Source organism: Flavobacterium johnsoniae (assembly GCF_001879205.1).
Lineage (GTDB): Bacteria > Bacteroidota > Bacteroidia > Flavobacteriales > Flavobacteriaceae > Flavobacterium > Flavobacterium johnsoniae_A.
Genome location: NZ_MLFK01000010.1, coordinates 85430 through 102002, shown reverse-complemented (window position 1 = coordinate 102002; position 16573 = coordinate 85430). Strand labels below are relative to the sequence as shown.

General features: G+C 36.9%; 16 protein-coding genes. 8 read left to right on the top strand and 8 right to left on the bottom strand.

Features of this window, described 5'->3' with window-relative positions; all coding sequences use genetic code 11:
• The first annotated feature begins 65 nt into the window (after nucleotides 1–65).
• Entirely contained in the window at nucleotides 66–791 is a 726-nt protein-coding gene (locus BKM63_RS19550; protein ID WP_071638261.1) for a siderophore-interacting protein, read from the top strand.
• Nucleotides 792–1173: 382 nt separating this feature from the next.
• Nucleotides 1174–2145: a hydrogen peroxide-inducible genes activator gene (locus tag BKM63_RS19545; RefSeq protein ID WP_071638260.1), complete on the top strand. Its 972-nt coding sequence runs from the start codon at nucleotides 1174–1176 to the stop codon at nucleotides 2143–2145.
• A gap of 64 nt (nucleotides 2146–2209) precedes the next feature.
• On the opposite strand, the gene BKM63_RS19540 is transcribed toward BKM63_RS19545, so the two are convergent.
• Nucleotides 2210–2980 (bottom strand): alpha/beta hydrolase, encoded by a 771-nt coding sequence (locus BKM63_RS19540; protein ID WP_071638259.1) that lies wholly within the window; start codon nucleotides 2978–2980, stop codon nucleotides 2210–2212.
• A gap of 85 nt (nucleotides 2981–3065) precedes the next feature.
• Nucleotides 3066–3482 (bottom strand): OsmC family protein, encoded by a 417-nt coding sequence (locus BKM63_RS19535; protein ID WP_071638258.1) that lies wholly within the window; start codon nucleotides 3480–3482, stop codon nucleotides 3066–3068.
• Nucleotides 3483–3881: 399 nt separating this feature from the next.
• Here BKM63_RS19535 and BKM63_RS19530 point away from each other — a divergent pair, with 399 nt between their 5' ends.
• Nucleotides 3882–6359 carry a hypothetical protein gene (locus tag BKM63_RS19530; RefSeq protein ID WP_071638257.1) on the top strand — a complete coding sequence of 826 codons (2478 nt, stop codon included), beginning with the start codon at nucleotides 3882–3884 and terminating at the stop codon, nucleotides 6357–6359.
• Nucleotides 6360–6428: 69 nt separating this feature from the next.
• On the opposite strand, the gene BKM63_RS19525 is transcribed toward BKM63_RS19530, so the two are convergent.
• The 6 genes from BKM63_RS19525 to kaiC all read right to left on the bottom strand — a co-directional run bounded on the left by BKM63_RS19525 (nucleotide 6429) and on the right by kaiC (nucleotide 11163).
• Nucleotides 6429–6938: a hypothetical protein gene (locus tag BKM63_RS19525; protein WP_071638256.1), complete on the bottom strand. Its 510-nt coding sequence runs from the start codon at nucleotides 6936–6938 to the stop codon at nucleotides 6429–6431.
• A gap of 285 nt (nucleotides 6939–7223) precedes the next feature.
• On the bottom strand, nucleotides 7224–7628 hold the full coding sequence (locus BKM63_RS19520; protein ID WP_071638255.1) for a response regulator: 405 nt from the start codon (nucleotides 7626–7628) through the stop codon (nucleotides 7224–7226).
• A 1-nt stretch (nucleotide 7629) separates the two neighbouring features.
• The gene (locus BKM63_RS19515) at nucleotides 7630–8886 is read right to left on the bottom strand and encodes a sensor histidine kinase (protein ID WP_071638254.1); all 1257 of its coding nucleotides are present in this window, start codon (nucleotides 8884–8886) and stop codon (nucleotides 7630–7632) included.
• Nucleotides 8887–8889: 3 nt separating this feature from the next.
• Nucleotides 8890–9186, bottom strand: coding sequence for a circadian clock KaiB family protein (locus BKM63_RS19510; RefSeq protein WP_071638253.1), 297 nt, complete (start codon nucleotides 9184–9186; stop codon nucleotides 8890–8892).
• 2 nt (nucleotides 9187–9188) lie between these two features.
• Nucleotides 9189–9482 carry a circadian clock KaiB family protein gene (locus BKM63_RS19505; RefSeq protein WP_053474503.1) on the bottom strand — a complete coding sequence of 98 codons (294 nt, stop codon included), beginning with the start codon at nucleotides 9480–9482 and terminating at the stop codon, nucleotides 9189–9191.
• 7 nt (nucleotides 9483–9489) lie between these two features.
• Complete coding sequence (gene kaiC / locus BKM63_RS19500) at nucleotides 9490–11163, bottom strand: circadian clock protein KaiC (protein WP_071638252.1); 1674 nt, start codon at nucleotides 11161–11163, stop codon at nucleotides 9490–9492.
• A 324-nt stretch (nucleotides 11164–11487) separates the two neighbouring features.
• On the opposite strand from kaiC, the gene BKM63_RS19495 reads away from it, so the two are divergent.
• The 5 genes from BKM63_RS19495 (at nucleotide 11488) to BKM63_RS19475 (ending at nucleotide 16481) form a co-directional block, all read left to right on the top strand.
• Entirely contained in the window at nucleotides 11488–12231 is a 744-nt protein-coding gene (locus BKM63_RS19495; RefSeq protein ID WP_071638251.1) for an SDR family oxidoreductase, read from the top strand.
• Nucleotides 12232–12492: 261 nt separating this feature from the next.
• A complete protein-coding gene (locus BKM63_RS19490) occupies nucleotides 12493–13788 on the top strand; it encodes an epoxide hydrolase family protein (RefSeq protein ID WP_071638250.1) in 1296 nt (431 codons plus the stop codon).
• Between the two features lie 240 nt (nucleotides 13789–14028).
• A complete protein-coding gene (locus BKM63_RS19485; RefSeq protein WP_071638249.1) occupies nucleotides 14029–14442 on the top strand; it encodes a cupin domain-containing protein in 414 nt (137 codons plus the stop codon).
• 513 nt (nucleotides 14443–14955) lie between these two features.
• Nucleotides 14956–15951 (top strand): alpha/beta fold hydrolase, encoded by a 996-nt coding sequence (locus BKM63_RS19480; protein ID WP_071638489.1) that lies wholly within the window; start codon nucleotides 14956–14958, stop codon nucleotides 15949–15951.
• Between the two features lie 119 nt (nucleotides 15952–16070).
• On the top strand, nucleotides 16071–16481 hold the full coding sequence (locus tag BKM63_RS19475; protein WP_071638248.1) for an organic hydroperoxide resistance protein: 411 nt from the start codon (nucleotides 16071–16073) through the stop codon (nucleotides 16479–16481).
• Nucleotides 16482–16573: the final 92 nt, after the last annotated feature.

Here is a 16573-nt window from a genome sequence, read left to right as displayed (position 1 = left end):
TATCATTCAATATCTTTTTCGGGTTTTATTTTCAATTTTGAATTGAATTTTAAAACCCGAAAATTATGAGTTCAATGCCCAAAATTATTGGTGATTTTATGGAAATGACGTTTACCAATAAAATTTGCAAAGTAAATGTTACGTCTGTTGAAACGCCAAGTCCCAATATAAAAATTATTCATTTTAAAGGCGTTTTTCCGCATGTTAAATTCAAACTCGGACAAGCAATTGTAATCCGGATTGACGATACCAATTATCGCAATTATACTCCAAGTAAATGGAACAGCGAAACCGGAACTTTCGAAGTTATTTTTCACATTCACCATAACGGACCAGGAAGTAAATTTGTTGATAATTTAAAACCAAACGATCAAATTACAGTAGGTTTGCCAAGAGGTTTTAAGATCTTTAATAAAGAAGCAAAATATCATTTCTTTTTTGGAGACGAAACCTGCATCAGCGTTTTTAAAAGCATGAAAGACGAAATTAACCGAACAGAAAAAAACTATTTAGGGATTTTGGAATTAGACGAAGACTCGATTTGTGTTCCCGAAAAATTGGGGCTTGTTGTTGATGTTGTTCCAAAATCAATAAGCAAAGCAGAACAGGCCATAAAAGCGCTTCATAACTTAGATACAGAAATTTGGGATTTATGGAAAAACGGTTTTTTCTATTTAATGGGAAATGCAAAGTCTATTCAGGCGTTTCGAAAAGCGTTGAGAGAAAAAGGAATTTCAAACAAAAACATCCATACACAGCCTTATTGGGCAGAAGGAAAAGCAGGACTTTGATTTTTCCATCAGAAACTGCTTCAAATAAAATGAAAAAGCGATCTATTTAGGACCGCTTTTTTTTTGGTTTAAAGATTTAATTTGAAAAGATAATTTAGGAATGATAAACTCAACATGCTCCAAAAACTACTCCATTTGAATTTACTCCATTCCCAAACCTCATTTTATATATGTACGATAAAAGCTATAATTGGGTTTTAAAACTATTGTTAAAGTTTTACAAAAGTTTCTCCCTCAATAACTTTGTCAAGTTTTGAACTTTTACAAAGTTTGTCTGCGATTCAGATTTCAACTTTCCGTTTTTAATTTCGACAGCAACTTTCATAAAGTTTATCTGCAATTCTTATTACCTTAGCATCTCAGTATTTTAGAAACTACACCAATGACCATTCAGCAGTTAAAATATATAGTCGCTTTAGACGAAGAACGTCATTTTGCAAGAGCAGCCGAAGTTTGTATGGTAACGCAGCCCGGACTTACAATTCAGTTAAAAAATCTGGAAGAAGAAATCGGAATCAAGATTTTTGATCGAAATAAAGTACCCTTAACACCTACAACTCTTGGAACTGAAATTATAAACAAAGCCAGGAAAATTCTCCGCGAAGCTGATGAAATCCGTGATTTTGTGGTGAACGAGAAAAATCTATTAGAAGGAGAGTTAAAACTCGGAATCATTTCAACGTTATCGCCCTATCTTATTCCGTTGTTCATTAAAGCAATGAAAGAAGCTGCTCCAAAAGTAAAATTTATTATCCGGGAATCTAATACCGGACAATTGATGAAAGATTTAGAAACCGGTGCGCTCGATGTGGTAATTATGGCAACACCAACCGGAAATCCCAATTTAATTGAACATCCTATTTTTAAAGAACCATTTGTTGCGTATTTGAATGAATTGCATCCTATGGCAAATGAAGAGTTTTATGAACTCCAGCCAACGGATAAAACCGAATTGTTGCTGCTTCATCATGAATTCTGCTATAATGCCCAGCTTTTAGATATCTGCGGACTCAAAACTTCAGATAAAATCAAAGAGCAGTTTACGTATGATATCAGCTCTATCGAAACTCTGAAAAATCTGGTTCGCGCACAATTAGGATTTGCTATTATTCCGCAGCTTTCTATTTTAAACGAAACACAATCCCCACTTTTTAAACCTTTTAAAGAACCCATTCCGGTAAGGGAAATCAGTTTAGTAGTTTCCGATTCTTTTTCGAAGAAGTTATTACTCGAAAAAATGAACGAAGCTATATGGAACTGCCTTCCGGATTCGCTTAAAAAAGATTTTGCCTATCGAAAAATACGCTGGAACGATTCGCCGTATTTTGTGAAAGCGGTAAGTAAGTTTTCTTAAAACTATTTAAATTCCAAATTCCAAGTCTTAGAAAGTTTGGAATTTGGAATTTCTTTTTTGAAATTTATTTTTTAGAAGCTTCAATAATTACATTAGCGACTTTTGCCGGCTGTGAAATAAAAACCACGTGGCTTCCTTTTATTTCTGTAATTTTGCTATTAGAACGTTTGTACATAGCATGTTGAATGCTTGGAACGATACTTTTGTCTTCTGTTGCTATGATTCCGTAAGATGGTTTAGTTCTCCAGGCTGCTTTTGTAATTGGTGTTCCAAAACCATTTGCATAAAAAGCACCTTGCGAAGCAAACATAAAATCAGCATCTTCTTTACTTAAATCGCCTGCAAAACCAGCATGAAATTTTGCTTTATCATAATAAGCAATTCCTTTATCATCTGGAGGCAATACACCATTTTCAGGAGCTGGAGGGGCAGTTTGCAACCATTGAATAGAATTTTCGCCACTATCAGGCTGTAAAGCTGCTACATAAACCAAAGCGGCAACTTTTGGATGGTTTCCGGCTTCTGTAATAACTGTTCCGCCCCAAGAATGTCCCACTAAAATTGCAGGGCCGTCTTGTTTGTCTAAAGCTAAATTAGTTGCTTTAACATCATCTTCTAAAGAACTTAACGGATTTTGAACGATTGTTACATTATACCCTTTTTTGGTTAAAATTTGGTACAAACCTTTCCAGCCAGATCCGTCTGCAAAAGCACCGTGAACCAAGACTACGTTTTTAATTTGAGAGGCAGTTTGTGCGTTTACATTTGCTGATGTAAACGCTAAGCTTAAAATTAATACTGCGAATGTTAAAAAACTTTTGAATATTGTTTTCATTTTATTTTAGATTTTAGTCCCGATCCCGAAACCTCGGGACGGGATTGATTATAGATTTTAATTGTTGTGTTGTTATATTTAGAAATTAATTTAACGTTGCCGCTAAAGTGATTTCAGTATTAAGAAGTTTAGAAATCGGACAGATTTCTTTCGCTTTTTGTGCTGCTTTCTGGAAATCTTCTTCAGAGATCCCAGAAACTTTTCCGGTCAATTCTAATTGAATTAAAGTAATCGTTCCGTCTTCAAAAGTTACTTTTGCTGTTGTGTTTAAGTCTTCCGGCACAAATCCTGCTTCTGATAATAAAAAACTTAACTGCATGGTAAAACAGCCTGAATGTGCCGCAGCAATTAATTCTTCCGGGTTGGTTCCAACACCTTCGTCAAAACGAGTTTTAAAAGACAATTGTGCATTATCCAATGTTGTGCTTTGTGTACTAATGGTTCCTTTTCCTTCCATTCCTGTACCTTTCCAGTTTGCATTTGCTCTTCTTGTAAATTTCATGATTTCTATTTTTTAAAGTTGTTATTTATTTTTTCAAATCAATTGTTTGATTTTGATGAGACAAATTTATGGCGGTAGTTATTATTAATCAAATTAATAATTTTTAGTAGTTATAAAATTATTTTATAATTATAATAAATCAGGGCTGTGGGGTTCTGTTTTGTTTTTAAAAAATTATTCTTAATCAATTCACTTCTATTTTATACGCTTTATAAATCAAAAAAATAACTGCGTTCAATTGTTTCAAATAAATTTTTGGTTTCAAGTTAGAAAATGAAACCAATTAAAAGTCTCATAAATAGGTTTGTACTTTTCCTAAATATACTTTTATACATCACAATTTTTTTGGGTATAGATAAAAACCAATTTTTCAATAAATAGTAATCAAATTTTTAATTTATGAAAAAAGCTTTTCTAATAATTGTAGTTTGTGTTAGTTCAATTTTTTTCTCCTGCAAGAAAGACAAAGATTCTAATCAATCAAGTACAGAAGCCGCGCAATCAACTGCTTCTGACTCTACCTCACTGACCGATAACGGCTGGCCTCGCGAAATAGATACTAATGGTACAAAACTGGTTTATTATCAGCCCCAGGTTGATGATTGGAAAGATTATAAGGAAATTACAGCCCGACTGGCTTTTTCTTTAACTCCAAAAGATGGAAAACAAGTTTTGGGCGTAGCTTCTTTAAAAGCCGAAACATTAGTAGACAAGGATAATCGAAGTGTTTTTTTTAAGAATGTTCAGGTATCCGATGTACGTTTTCCTGCTCTTGATAAAAAGAAGATTCCGGAAATGGAAAAATTGTTTAAAGAAACACTGCCTAAAGGCGGAGATCCTATTTCTGTAGATCGCATTCTGGCTGATTTGAATCAAACCAAGGGCCCGGCGAAAGGAATTACTGCTAAAAATGATCCTCCTACTATTTTTTACAGCACCAATCCGGCTGTTTTGCTTATTGTGCAGGGAGAACCTGTTTTGGTCCCTATAGACAAAACAGATATACAATATGTAGTCAATACTAATTGGGATTTGTTTTTTGATAAAACAGCAAAAGATTATTATTTGCTGGCCGATAATGTCTGGCTTACTTCAAAAACATTAGACGGAAAATGGACCAGAACAACCAAATTGGCTTCTGGTTTAAATAATCTGCCTTCAGGACAGAATTTTGATGATGTTAAGAAGATGATTCCGCCTCCATCCGGTGGTACTGTTCCACAGGTTTTCTACAGCAGTAAACCGGCTGAATTAATAGCAGTAAATGGAAATCCTAAATTTGTTAAAATTGACGGAACCAAATTATTATACATCGACAATACCGAAAATGATATTTTTGCGAATGAAGCCGATGGACAGTATTATGTATTATTATCCGGAAGATGGTTTAAATCGAAAGAATTAACAGGACCATGGTCGTATGCAGGAAATAATCTTCCTGCCGATTTTGCTAAAATCCCGAAAGATTCTCCAAGAGGAAATGTTTTAACCTCTGTACCCGGAACTCAGGAAGCGCAAGATGCTGTAATGCTGTCTCAGGTTCCTACAACAGCCATAATAAAGAAATCTGATGCCGAAGCAAAAGTAAAAGTTACTTATGATGGAACGCCGCAATTTAAACCTATTGAAGGCACAAAAATGCAGTATGCAAGCAATACTCAGGAGAAAATCATAAAAGTAGGTGATTTGTATTATTTGTGTTTTCAGGCCGTTTGGTTCATGTCGACAAGCCCTAACGGACCTTGGAAAACCTGCGATTCTGTTCCGAAAGAAATTTATACCATTCCGCCAAGCTCTCCAGTTTATAATGTAACGTATGTTACCCAAACTACAACCGATACAACGGTAGAAAGCAGCACAACAGCGGGATATTTTGGAGCCTTTATTGTGGGGGCTACATTGGGTGCTATATTAACTTATGGCACAGGATGGTATTACCCGCCTTATGTTTATTACGGCGGTTTATATCCAATTTACCGTCCGTGGCCTTATGCTTATGGAGGCGGAGCGGTTTACAATCCGTGGACAGGAGGCTGGGCAGCAGGAAGAAATGTTTACGGTCCTTATGGGGCAGCAGGAACATCGGCTTGGTATAATCCGGCAACAGGAAGATACGGACGTTCTGCAAGTATGCAAGGCTGGTACGGAGGTCGTACAGCAGCTAGTTCGTACAATCCGTGGACAGGAAATTATGCCAGAACCAACCAAGGTCATAATGCGTATGCACAATGGGGGCATTCGGCTGCTACAAACGGCCGTCAATGGGTTCAGACCGGACATGTGACTACGAGACGCGGAACGGCAATTGGGTACGAAACTTCTGGTGGAAATAAAGGTGTAATTACACATCATAGGGGAGGCGGCACCACGATTCACACCAACAATAATTTATATGCCGGACACGACGGACATGTTTACAAAAGGGATGCTAACGGAAACTGGAGCCATTATAACAACGGAAACGGAGGCTGGACACAAGCGGGTAAACTAGGCTCGACAAAAGGTTCCGGAACTGCGATACAGCGCAACAGACCTAATCAGGGATTGGGAGCAAATGGAGAAGGGGAAAGGATTCAGCGTGATAATCTGCCTAAAGCTAATCAAAATCTGGGAGGTGAAACCCGTAATTTAGGAGGAGAAAACCGAATAGGAGAGGGAATCCAGCGTGATAATTTCCCTAGAGCCAATCAAACTCTCGGACAGCCGGATAAACCACTTGGACAAGCCGGGCATCCTGATATTACCAACGATTTAGATCGCTCGGCATTCTCCAGAGATCGTGGCGAAATGCAAACCCGAAATTTCCAAAACTTCCAAAGAGACGGAGGCCGTTTAGGCGGCTTTAGAGGCGGCGGTGGTTTTAGAGGAAGAAGATAAATACGATTTGGTTAATTATTTATTCAAAAATCAGGGACGGGTATGGTGAATGCTTGATCCCTGATTTTTTTAAGATAAATTTTTATTTGTTTCCGTTTGTAGCAGTGTCAATATATTTGTTGCAATTTCTTTAGCTCCTTCACAATTACTAAAATGAATTTCATTTTGAAACTTTGGCCAGTAATTAAACTTTTTTCTAACTAAATAAACTAGTTCACCTTCTATTGCTTCAATAAAACTTCTTTGATCATCATATTTATCATCAAATATCGCGACAGAAACTGATAAATTTCGATAAGTATTATCTAGCTTATTAAGCCATTTATAGCCTTTATATCCTCCTCTTGCTTTACCATTTTGTGTAAAATAATTGAAAGATGCGATCCCTCTTTGAAATCTAGTTTTAATAGAAGTATTTGCTTCGCCTACATAAAGAACTTCATTTCGATAATGAATTATATAAAGCTTTCTTCTTTCTTTTAATAATGCATTTCCATTTTTGGGAGATAATTGAATTCTACAACTATTATTATCATTATCTAAAAGGCTTAAATCATATTTTTCAAAAATATACTCCATATCTAATCTTTTTTAATTAATTGTAATGATGAGCAGAATTGAATTACTCCAAGTACGGTAAACCGTAATTTACAAAAAAAAATACCAGCAAGATATAAATAATCCAATCCCTAACAACCAGTATTTATAAGGATTTTCCAAACAGAATAAAAAACAAAACCCTCAATCATAAAAATGATTATGAGTTTTAATTTCAAAAGCGAAACTAATCTCACTCTCAAAAAAAAGCAAGATCAAATTCTAAATAGAAATAATCTTGCCTTTAATATGTAATTATTGAAAAGTCTACGCTTCGATAATACTCAAAATTGTCTTCGGGATTTCGGCGAAAGCCTCAAAAGAATAAGGTTTAATAAGATAAGCTTTTACGCCCAGTATGTCGCATTTTTCTTTGTAAGATGGATTTATGCTGGTAGAATAAACAAAGCACGGAATGTCCTTTAAGTCTGAATTGTTTAGAATCTGCTGTAAGGCCTCGATACCGTCAACTATGGGCATGTTAATATCTGTCAGGATCACGTCAGGGTTTTCGTTTGACGCGTCTTTTAGGTAATTGAGAAGTTCTTCACCATTGGCTACAAGACTTACTTTTCCAAAATTTGGGTTTTGATTGAAGGTTTCGCAGATAACGTCAGCGTCATCATTGTCATCTTCAGCGATTATGATATGTAAGTTATATTTTTCTGGCATTTTATAAGATTGGGAAGTAAAGATTAAATATTGTGCCTTCGTTCAGCGTACTTTCAACGGTTATGTTTCCGGAGTGATTTTCCATAATCTTTTTACAAATGGCAAGGCCGATACCGTTTCCTGAATATTCGTTTCTGGCATGCAGGCGCTGAAAAATGGTAAAGATTTTAAGAAGATGACTCGACTCCATTCCAATTCCGTTGTCTTTAATCTGAATCTTTACAAATTTAGCGTTTTGATTTGGCATTTCGGCATTTAAATTTTCGGCCTGATAAATTTCTATAAACGGTGCAGCGGCTTCTTTACTGTATTTGATGGCGTTGGTGATGAGGTTGCCAAAAAGCTGGCGGATTTGTACTTTGGAAGCTTTTATTAAAGGAAGTTTTCCAATTTGAATTTGGGCTTTTTTATCGGTAATAATAATTTCGAGATCTTCGATGACTTCGGCTATTATGGCGGCGAGGTTAATTTCGGTTCGTTCTTCCTGTGCGGTGTGCGACGAATATTGTACTAAATCATCAACAAGTGAATTCAAACGCAATGCCGAGGATTTTAAAACATTCATAGATTTGGCATCACCTTCAGACAAGTAACTTCCGTCGATGCGGTCGTTATGCATTACAATTTTCCGAAGCGGTTCTTTTAAATCGTGCGAGATTACGTGAATAAATTCTTCGAGATTGGTATTGATCCGGTTTAGCTCCCTGATTTTTTCTTCTAACTCCAGCTGATGCTGAATCAGGGCTTCTTCGTGTTTTTTCTTTTCGGTTAAATCGGTAACAACAATTCCAATAGCTTCTACGGCAGGTTCTAGATCAGTTAGAGCGATGTAAGCCGGAAAAGTTTTTTTGTCATCATCAGATTTAAAAAGAATTTCGTGCGTAGCGATTCCGTATCGAAGTGCCTGAATAAGCTGGACAAACTGGGTGGGATTATCAAAATATTCATTTAAATACGTTCCGATAATCTGCTCGGTAGGAATACCAACAAGCTCGGAAAAATAATCATTGCAATACAATATAAGCCCCTTACGCGAAATACTAAGCGCACCCTGGCGGAACTTTTCAATAAGAAGGCGATAGGTGTAATCGGCCGTTTCCAGAGAATAAAGCTGCGGCACTCCGTTATTGTTTAATACTAGTGCATCTACATCTCCTTCTTTTATGGCTTCAACTATACTATTGGCTTCAAAAAGCTGTTCTTTTAATGACGCTATTTCGGTCAGTAATGATTCTATATTTTTATCGGTAACCTCCAAATTCTAACTTAAATTTAATATTCTTAGTACTTTATCTTTATCTGATAAATCACCTAAAATGATTCTTTTGGGCTCGGGATTAATCTTTAACAGCGTTGGTATTGCTACAATTTGATGAATCACAGCCTGTTCTTTATCCCGGCTGATGTCTACGATTTCTAACTCGTAATTTTCTTTGAGATAAGTGTCGCATATTCTGCGTAAGTTTTCTATTGCATGTCCTGATTTAACAGACATACCTGAAACAAAAAGAATGAACTTATGTTTGGTTGTACTTGTGCCATCAGATGAATCTTCCATGTCTAAGCGTTTATAGGTTTAATATTAAGTCCTACAAGCACTCTTTCTTCATTAGAAAGGTCACCTATAATTTTTCGGATAGGCTCAGGAAATTTTCTCACCAGGGTTGGTACAGCCAAAATTTGATCGCCTTCTGCCAATTGCGGATTCTTCAGCAAATCGATAATCTCGATGCTGTATTTTCCTTTTAAATGCTCTTCGGCGTACTTTTTTATGTTCTCAAGCGCCTTGATCGATTTTGGCGTTTGGCCTGCTATATAAAGCAGTAATTGCCATTCGGCTACTTCTTTTTTCATTTCGGTTTTATTTTTTCTTAGAAGATAATTTAGCCTGTAATTCTTCTGTTGCTTTCAGGATACTCAATTCTTCTTCTGCCGATTCAAATTCGGTTTTTAATGCTTCAATATTGGCTTCGAGAACTTTGCGTTTACGGGCAATTTCCCTGTCTTTTCTGCTGATTTCGTTTTGAAGCTTAATATCAGAAATGGTTTTCTTAAACTGGTGGGTTTGTCTCGCAGCTCCGGTCAGGATTCCCTGAGGGCCTAATTCTACGTCGAGTAATTCAATTCCTTTACTGGTAATGACAAATTCCCTAACCTGATTAGAATGTCCCATTCCCCTGGCTTTGATAATAAAGATGCCCCGGTTTCTTTCTCCAACACCTTCCATATCGCGAACGGTAATCCAGGTATCGACCAGAGACGATACAGATTCCTCAGCCAAATCAGGTCTGAAATTGTCGGTTTGTTTGTTTAATGAAGTAAACAATGCCGTTATATTATTAGCCTTCAGCATATCTATGAGTCTTACCAGCATCGAACGAACTTCTTGTTCGCTTCCTACCGTAATCAGGTTACTGATTGGGTCGATAATAATAGTGGTGGGCTCAAATTCTTTGATCAATTTTCTAAGCGTAAGCAAATGGAGTTCTAAACCGTTTAATGACGGACGGGAAGAATGAATTTGCAAAATACCTTTATTGATATGTTTTTCCAGATCAATTCCAATTGATTTCATATTGCGAACCAATTGCTGCGGCGATTCTTCAAAGGCAAAATAAATGGTTTTTTCATTTTTTTCGCATTGTTCATGCGCAAAATAACAGGCAACGGTAGTTTTGGCAGTTCCTGCAGTTCCTGAAACCAATATGTTGCTGCCGCGATAAAAACCGCCGCCATGAAACATATCATTTAATCCGGGAACACCAGTAGAAATAATATCCGAAGAAACTTCATTGTCCAGTTTTAGAGATGTAATAGGAAGTACCGAAATACCTTCTTCATCAATTAAAAAAGGATATTCATTTGTTCCGTGTGTTGAGCCTCTGTATTTTACAATACGAAGTCTTCTGGTCGAAACCTGTTCGATTACGCGATGGTCCAGAACAATAACACAGTCAGATACATATTCTTCTAATCCCTGACGGGTTAGCGTTGCTTCGCCTCGTTCTCCGGTAATAATAGCCGTAACGCCTTTTGTTTTCAGCCAATGAAATAATCTTCGAAGTTCGGCCCTTAAAATTGCCTGATTATCAAGACCAGCAAATAGAGACTCTATGGTATCGAGTACCACACGTTTTGCTTTTATAGAATCAATCGCATGGCCTAAACGAATAAATAATCCGTCAAGATCATATTCACCCGCTTCTTCAATTTCTGATCGCTCTACACGAACATGGTCTACTACGAGTTTTTTATCTTTTTTAAGTTGTTCGAGGTCGAAACCAAGCGATTTTACGTTTAAAGTAAGATCATCCGAAGGTTCTTCAAAAGACATGAAAACCCCTGGTTCGCCATATTCTGTAATTCCTTTAATAAGGAATTGCATGGACAATAATGTTTTTCCGCAGCCGGCACCACCGCAGATTAAGATTGGACGCCCTTTTGGGAAACCGCCATCAGTAATCTCGTCTAGTCCGTCTACTCCCGTAGGAGTTTTTGGAAATATAAAACTATGTGATTTTGTTTTTTCTTGCACGATAATAAAATTCAGTATTACTCAAATATACATTTTCTTACAGTATTTACAATGAAAATTGATTAAGATTTAACAGCTGTTTAGTGAGTTTTTAGAAATAAATTAAGAAAAAACGGTTTTAAATATGAATAAATCGGATAATTTTAACCAAAAAAATGCAAATCGTAACGTTGATATTTAACAATAATTTTTCTGTTTTGGTTTAATTTGAATTTTCAGAATCTTAAAATGTTAATTTACGCATTCTGGTATACTCAATGATACCTTTAAAAAAGCAATATGTTTTGCAATTTAACTTTGTACCATTAATTTAAAACAAAGAAAATGGACAGTTTAAAAAATAAAATTGCAGTTATAACAGGCGGCAACAGCGGTATAGGGTATGCTGCAGCAAAACAACTAAAAGAACAGGGAGCAGAAGTTATTATCACCGGAAGAAGAAAAGAAGCAATTGAAAAAGCGGCAGTAGAGTTGGGTGTTACAGCCATAACAGCCGATCAATCGAATGTTTCCGATATCGAAAATCTGGCACAAAGGGTTAAACAAGATTTTGGAAAAGTGGATATCCTTTTCATTAATGCCGGAATTGCGGGTTTAGGAAATATCGAGCAGGCATCTGAAGAACAATTTGACAGCATTATGAATGTGAATCTAAAAGGAGCTTATTTTACTTTAAGCCGTTTTATTCCTATTTTGAAAGATGGTGCTTCTGTTGTATTTCTTTCATCGAATACAGCAAGTATGCCGGGACCGGGATCTTCGGTTTATTCTGCCAGTAAAACCGCTTTGAATTCGGTTATGAAATCCGCGGCGTTGGAATTAGCGCCTAGAAAAATCAGAGTAAATTCGGTTAGTCCGGGTCCGACAGAAACTGAAGTGATGAAAAAAGTGGGCTTAGACGAATCAACCGTAAAAGGTATTATGGACGTTGTAGTCGAAAAAGTACCGTTAAAACAAATGGGAAAATCTGAAGATGTTGCTAAAATGGTTTCTTATCTAAGCAGTGAAGCAGCTGTATTCATCACCGGGGCAGATTTTATTATGGATGGAGGAATGGTTTTGGCTTAATTGTTAATCGAGCAAAAAAGTATCAAACAAAGACTGCAAAGTTATTATCCACATAGCTTTGCGGTCTTTGCGTTTTTATAGAATCCAATAAGCCAAAAAATCCCTGCGCTCTTTGCGGTTACATTATTCGCATTTCACTCTGTCCGTTTCACCTCAAACTTCGTCCGTTTGGACTGTTTTCTCATTTCGTAAGAAGGGTTATCGAAATACTTTTGACGAAGAAATTAACTGATATTCAAATAATTTAAAAATCAAAAAAAAATGAAAACACTTCAAAAAAGCAAACACAGTTTTTTACAAGCCATTGCTACGGGGACTTTTATTCTGGCTTCGACACTATCTTTTGCACAGAACACAGCAAAACAATCTCAAACCGATTTAATTCTTCCGTATCACATCAGCGTTTCTCACGAAGCGATTACAGAACTTCGCAATCGTGTCAATGCTACAAGATGGCCAGATAAGGAAACGGTAAAAGATCAATCTCAGGGAGTAAAACTAGAGCAGATTCAGAATCTTGTTAAATATTGGGGAACCGATTATGACTGGTATAAAACAGAAGCAAAACTAAATGCTCTGCCTCAGTTCGTAACCAACATCGACGGACTGGACATTCAATTTATCCATATCAAATCAAACATAAAAATGCCCCTTCCGTTGATCATTACTCACGGATGGCCGGGATCCTTTTTTGAACTTTTAAAAGTTATCGGGCCATTGACAGATCCAACAGCTTATGGCGGAAAAGCCGAAGATGCTTTTGATTTGGTTATTCCTTCAATGCCGGGTTACGGTTTTTCTGAAAAACCAAAAACAACAGGATGGGGACCAGAGAAAATTGGAAATGCCTGGGATGTTTTAATGAAACGCCTGGGGTACAAACAGTATGTTTCGCAAGGCGGTGACTGGGGTTCTGTTATTGCCGATGCCATGGCGCGTCAGGCTCCTGACGGATTATTAGGAATTCATGTAAACATGCCGGCAACGGTTCCGGCAGATGTTGCCAAAGCGCTTAAAGACGGAGATCCGGCACCTGGAGGATTATCGGTTAAAGAAAATGCAGCTTTTAATTCTCTGAATAAATTATACACAAAAGGCGGTGGTTACGCCGGAATGATGGTGACTCGTCCGCAGACTTTAGGTTACGGACTTACGGATTCTCCTGTTGGCTTGGCTTCGTTTTTTTTAGATAAATTCAATGAATGGACATACAGCGGAGGAAATGCCGAAAAATCTTTGACCAAAGACGAAATGCTGGATGATATTTCATTGTACTGGTTTACCAATACAGCGAATTCTTCTGCTAATTTATATTGGGAAAATAACAACAATAACTTCAATGCTGCAGAACAAAAAACAGCCGAAATTAAGATTCCGGTTGCGATAACCGTCTTCCCGGGAGAAATTTATCAGGCACCTAAAACATGGGCTGAAAAAGCATACAAAAACCTGATTTATTTTAAAGAAGTAAATAAAGGCGGGCACTTCGCTTCATGGGAAGAACCACAATTGTTTTCAGTTGAACTTCGTGCCGCTTTTAAATCATTAAGAAAATAATCTAATAATTTTTAAACAGATATGGCATAGCAATATATGCAGCGAAAAAAGTTTCACGCAGATTCGGCAGATTTGAGCAGATGAAATAAAAAAATCTGTGTTTATCTGCTTAAATCTTTTTAAAATCTGCGTGAAAAATACAACAATCTATGTTTGTTAAAACAAGTGAAACGCCTTTATAGACAAAGAAAAACTATGTCCCTATGTGTTTAAAAAACTAACCATTAAAAAAATAATGTTATGGAAACTAAAAAACAAAAAACTTGGGTAATAATAGCGATTATAATTTTAGGAATACTAGCCTTTTTGATTCCGAATCAAATCGCAGCTCAAACCGGAATAAAACGTACTGATTTACAAAAACATGACTTAAGTATTCCGGGAAGAGAAACTGTTCAGGCTAAAATTGATTTTGACGGACATACTGCTTTCGGTAAGCATTCGCATCCGGGTGAAGAAATTATTTATGTATTAGAGGGTTCTCTTGAATATGAAGTAGAAGGTCAGGCCCCCGTTACTTTAAAAGCTGGGGAAGTACTTTTTATTCCTGCCGGAGTTGTTCACTCGGCTAAAAACAATACCAATACAAAAGCTTCAGAACTGGCAACTTATATAGTCGAAAAAGGGAAACCGGTTTTGGTTATGAAGAAATAGTTTCTGGGGTTCAGGTTTTAAGTTTCAAGTTTCAGGTTGAAATGCGAATGATTTAACCGCAAAGAGCGCAAGGATTTTTGGCTTATTGGATTCTGTAAAACGCAAAGATCGCAAAGCTGTGTAAAAAACTTAGCGAACCTTGCGTATCCCGAGGCTTCGGGATTGCACCCTTTGCGGTTAATATTTATGAAGAAATAGTTTCAGGTTTCAGGTTGAAATGCGAATGATTTGACCGCAAAGAGCGCAAGGACTTTTGGCCTATTGGATTCTATAAAAACGCAAAGATCGCAAAGCTGTGTAAAAAAACTTAGCGAACCTTGCGTATCCCGAGGCTTCGGGATTGCACCCTTTGCGGTTAAACTACTCATAACTCATAACTCATAACTAATCGATTGTCCGTTTCAACTTTTACTTTGTCCACTTCAGCTTTTTTCTTCTTTCAAAAAGAGGATTCCCAGAATACCTTTGACGAAGAAATTAACTGATAATCAACTAATCAAAACATTAAAAATTATGAAAACGATATTAAAAATCAAAAACAGTTTTACAAATGCAGTTCTTTTAATTGCCATTCTTTTAGTAAACGCAGTATCAATTGCGCAGGCACAAAAGCAAGAAGGTTCATTAGGAACTTTAAAACAAATCAATGCGGGATTATTAAATGTGGGGTATACAGAAGCTGGTCCTTCAAACGGAACTCCTGTAATCCTGCTTCACGGATGGCCTTATGACATTCACAGTTACAATGAAGTAGTGCCTATTTTAGTTTCAAAAGGATATCATGTCTTTACGCCTTATTTAAGAGGTTCAGGAACCACAACTTTTCTTTCTGCAGCTACTTTCAGAAACGGACAGCAGGCAGCTTTAGCGACTGATATTATCGCTTTTATGGATGCTTTAAAAATCGACAAAGCCGTTATTGGCGGATTCGATTGGGGAGCCAGAACAGCAGTGGTTATGGCGGCGCTATGGCCGGAACGTGTAAAAGGTCTGGTTTCGGTAAGCGGTTATTTGGTGGTAAATCTGGAAGCGAATCTAAAACCATTGCCTCCAAAAGCTGAACTAGGATGGTGGTATCAATATTATTTTGCTACCGAAAGAGGAAAACTCGGCTACAGCCAAAACACTTACGAATTCAACAAACAAATCTGGCAGATCGCTTCTCCGTTATGGAATTTCGACAAAGCTACTTACGATCAAACAGCGCAGTCTTTTGACAACCCGGACCACGTGGCAATTGTAATTCACAATTACAGATGGAGACAATCTCTGGAAGCTGGAGAATCTAAATACGATGCTTTGGAAAAACGTTTGGCCGCAAGACCGGAAATTAAAGTGCCTACAATTACAATAGGAAGCGATTTTGACGGCGCTTTTGCAGATGGAAAAGCGTACGCCAGCAAATTCACCGGAAAGTATGCCCATAGAATTCTAAAAGGAATTGGACACAACGTGCCGCAAGAAGACCCAAAATCATTTGCACAGGCTATAATTGATGTTGCAAAATAATAATGAATTGTAAATGGTGAATGGTTAATTATTTTCACTCGTCACTTTTTGCATAAAAAAATAACATAAAGCATATAAAATTCACAATTAATAATTCACAATTAATAATTAAATAAATCATGGACACAAAAGTATTATACACAGGAAAAACACACACAACAGGTGGCAGAGAAGGTGCTTCTCAAAGTTCAGATGAACAATTGAATATCAAATTAAGTTCTCCGGGATCATCGCGTCCGGGAACAAATCCGGAGCAGTTATTTGCGGCAGGATGGTCGGCTTGTTTTATTGGCGCATTAGGAATCGCAGCTTCAAAATTAGGAGTTAGACTGCCGGCAGAAACTGCGGTAGATGCCGAAGTTGATTTGTGTGTAACAGAAGGCGAATACTCTCTTCAGGCACGTTTAAACATCAGCCTCCCGGGAATTGATCGTGAAACGGCAGAAGCTTTGGCAGCTCAGGCACATCAAACTTGTCCGTATTCAAAAGCAACAAGAGGTAATATAAACGTTGAGATTAATATCCTGTAAGTTGTAGAAAGTGAGATGTTAGATGTGAAAATGTGAAAAGTTAGATGTAAAAAGTTAGATGTAAAAAGTTAGATGTAAAATGTAAAAAGTTA

Excerpts from the sequence above, each read along its gene's own strand:
- BKM63_RS19550 (WP_071638261.1), top strand. The coding sequence starts at position 66 with ATGAGTTCAATGCCCAAAATTATTGGTGATTTTATGGAAATGACGTTT.
- BKM63_RS19545 (WP_071638260.1), top strand. The coding sequence starts at position 1,174 with ATGACCATTCAGCAGTTAAAATATATAGTCGCTTTAGACGAAGAACGT.
- BKM63_RS19540 (WP_071638259.1), bottom strand. The coding sequence starts at position 2,980 with ATGAAAACAATATTCAAAAGTTTTTTAACATTCGCAGTATTAATTTTA.
- BKM63_RS19535 (WP_071638258.1), bottom strand. The coding sequence starts at position 3,482 with ATGAAATTTACAAGAAGAGCAAATGCAAACTGGAAAGGTACAGGAATG.
- BKM63_RS19530 (WP_071638257.1), top strand. The coding sequence starts at position 3,882 with ATGAAAAAAGCTTTTCTAATAATTGTAGTTTGTGTTAGTTCAATTTTT.
- BKM63_RS19525 (WP_071638256.1), bottom strand. The coding sequence starts at position 6,938 with ATGGAGTATATTTTTGAAAAATATGATTTAAGCCTTTTAGATAATGAT.
- BKM63_RS19520 (WP_071638255.1), bottom strand. The coding sequence starts at position 7,628 with ATGCCAGAAAAATATAACTTACATATCATAATCGCTGAAGATGACAAT.
- BKM63_RS19510 (WP_071638253.1), bottom strand. The coding sequence starts at position 9,186 with ATGGAAGATTCATCTGATGGCACAAGTACAACCAAACATAAGTTCATT.
- BKM63_RS19505 (WP_053474503.1), bottom strand. The coding sequence starts at position 9,482 with ATGAAAAAAGAAGTAGCCGAATGGCAATTACTGCTTTATATAGCAGGC.
- BKM63_RS19495 (WP_071638251.1), top strand. The coding sequence starts at position 11,488 with ATGGACAGTTTAAAAAATAAAATTGCAGTTATAACAGGCGGCAACAGC.
- BKM63_RS19490 (WP_071638250.1), top strand. The coding sequence starts at position 12,493 with ATGAAAACACTTCAAAAAAGCAAACACAGTTTTTTACAAGCCATTGCT.
- BKM63_RS19485 (WP_071638249.1), top strand. The coding sequence starts at position 14,029 with ATGGAAACTAAAAAACAAAAAACTTGGGTAATAATAGCGATTATAATT.
- BKM63_RS19480 (WP_071638489.1), top strand. The coding sequence starts at position 14,956 with ATGAAAACGATATTAAAAATCAAAAACAGTTTTACAAATGCAGTTCTT.
- BKM63_RS19475 (WP_071638248.1), top strand. The coding sequence starts at position 16,071 with ATGGACACAAAAGTATTATACACAGGAAAAACACACACAACAGGTGGC.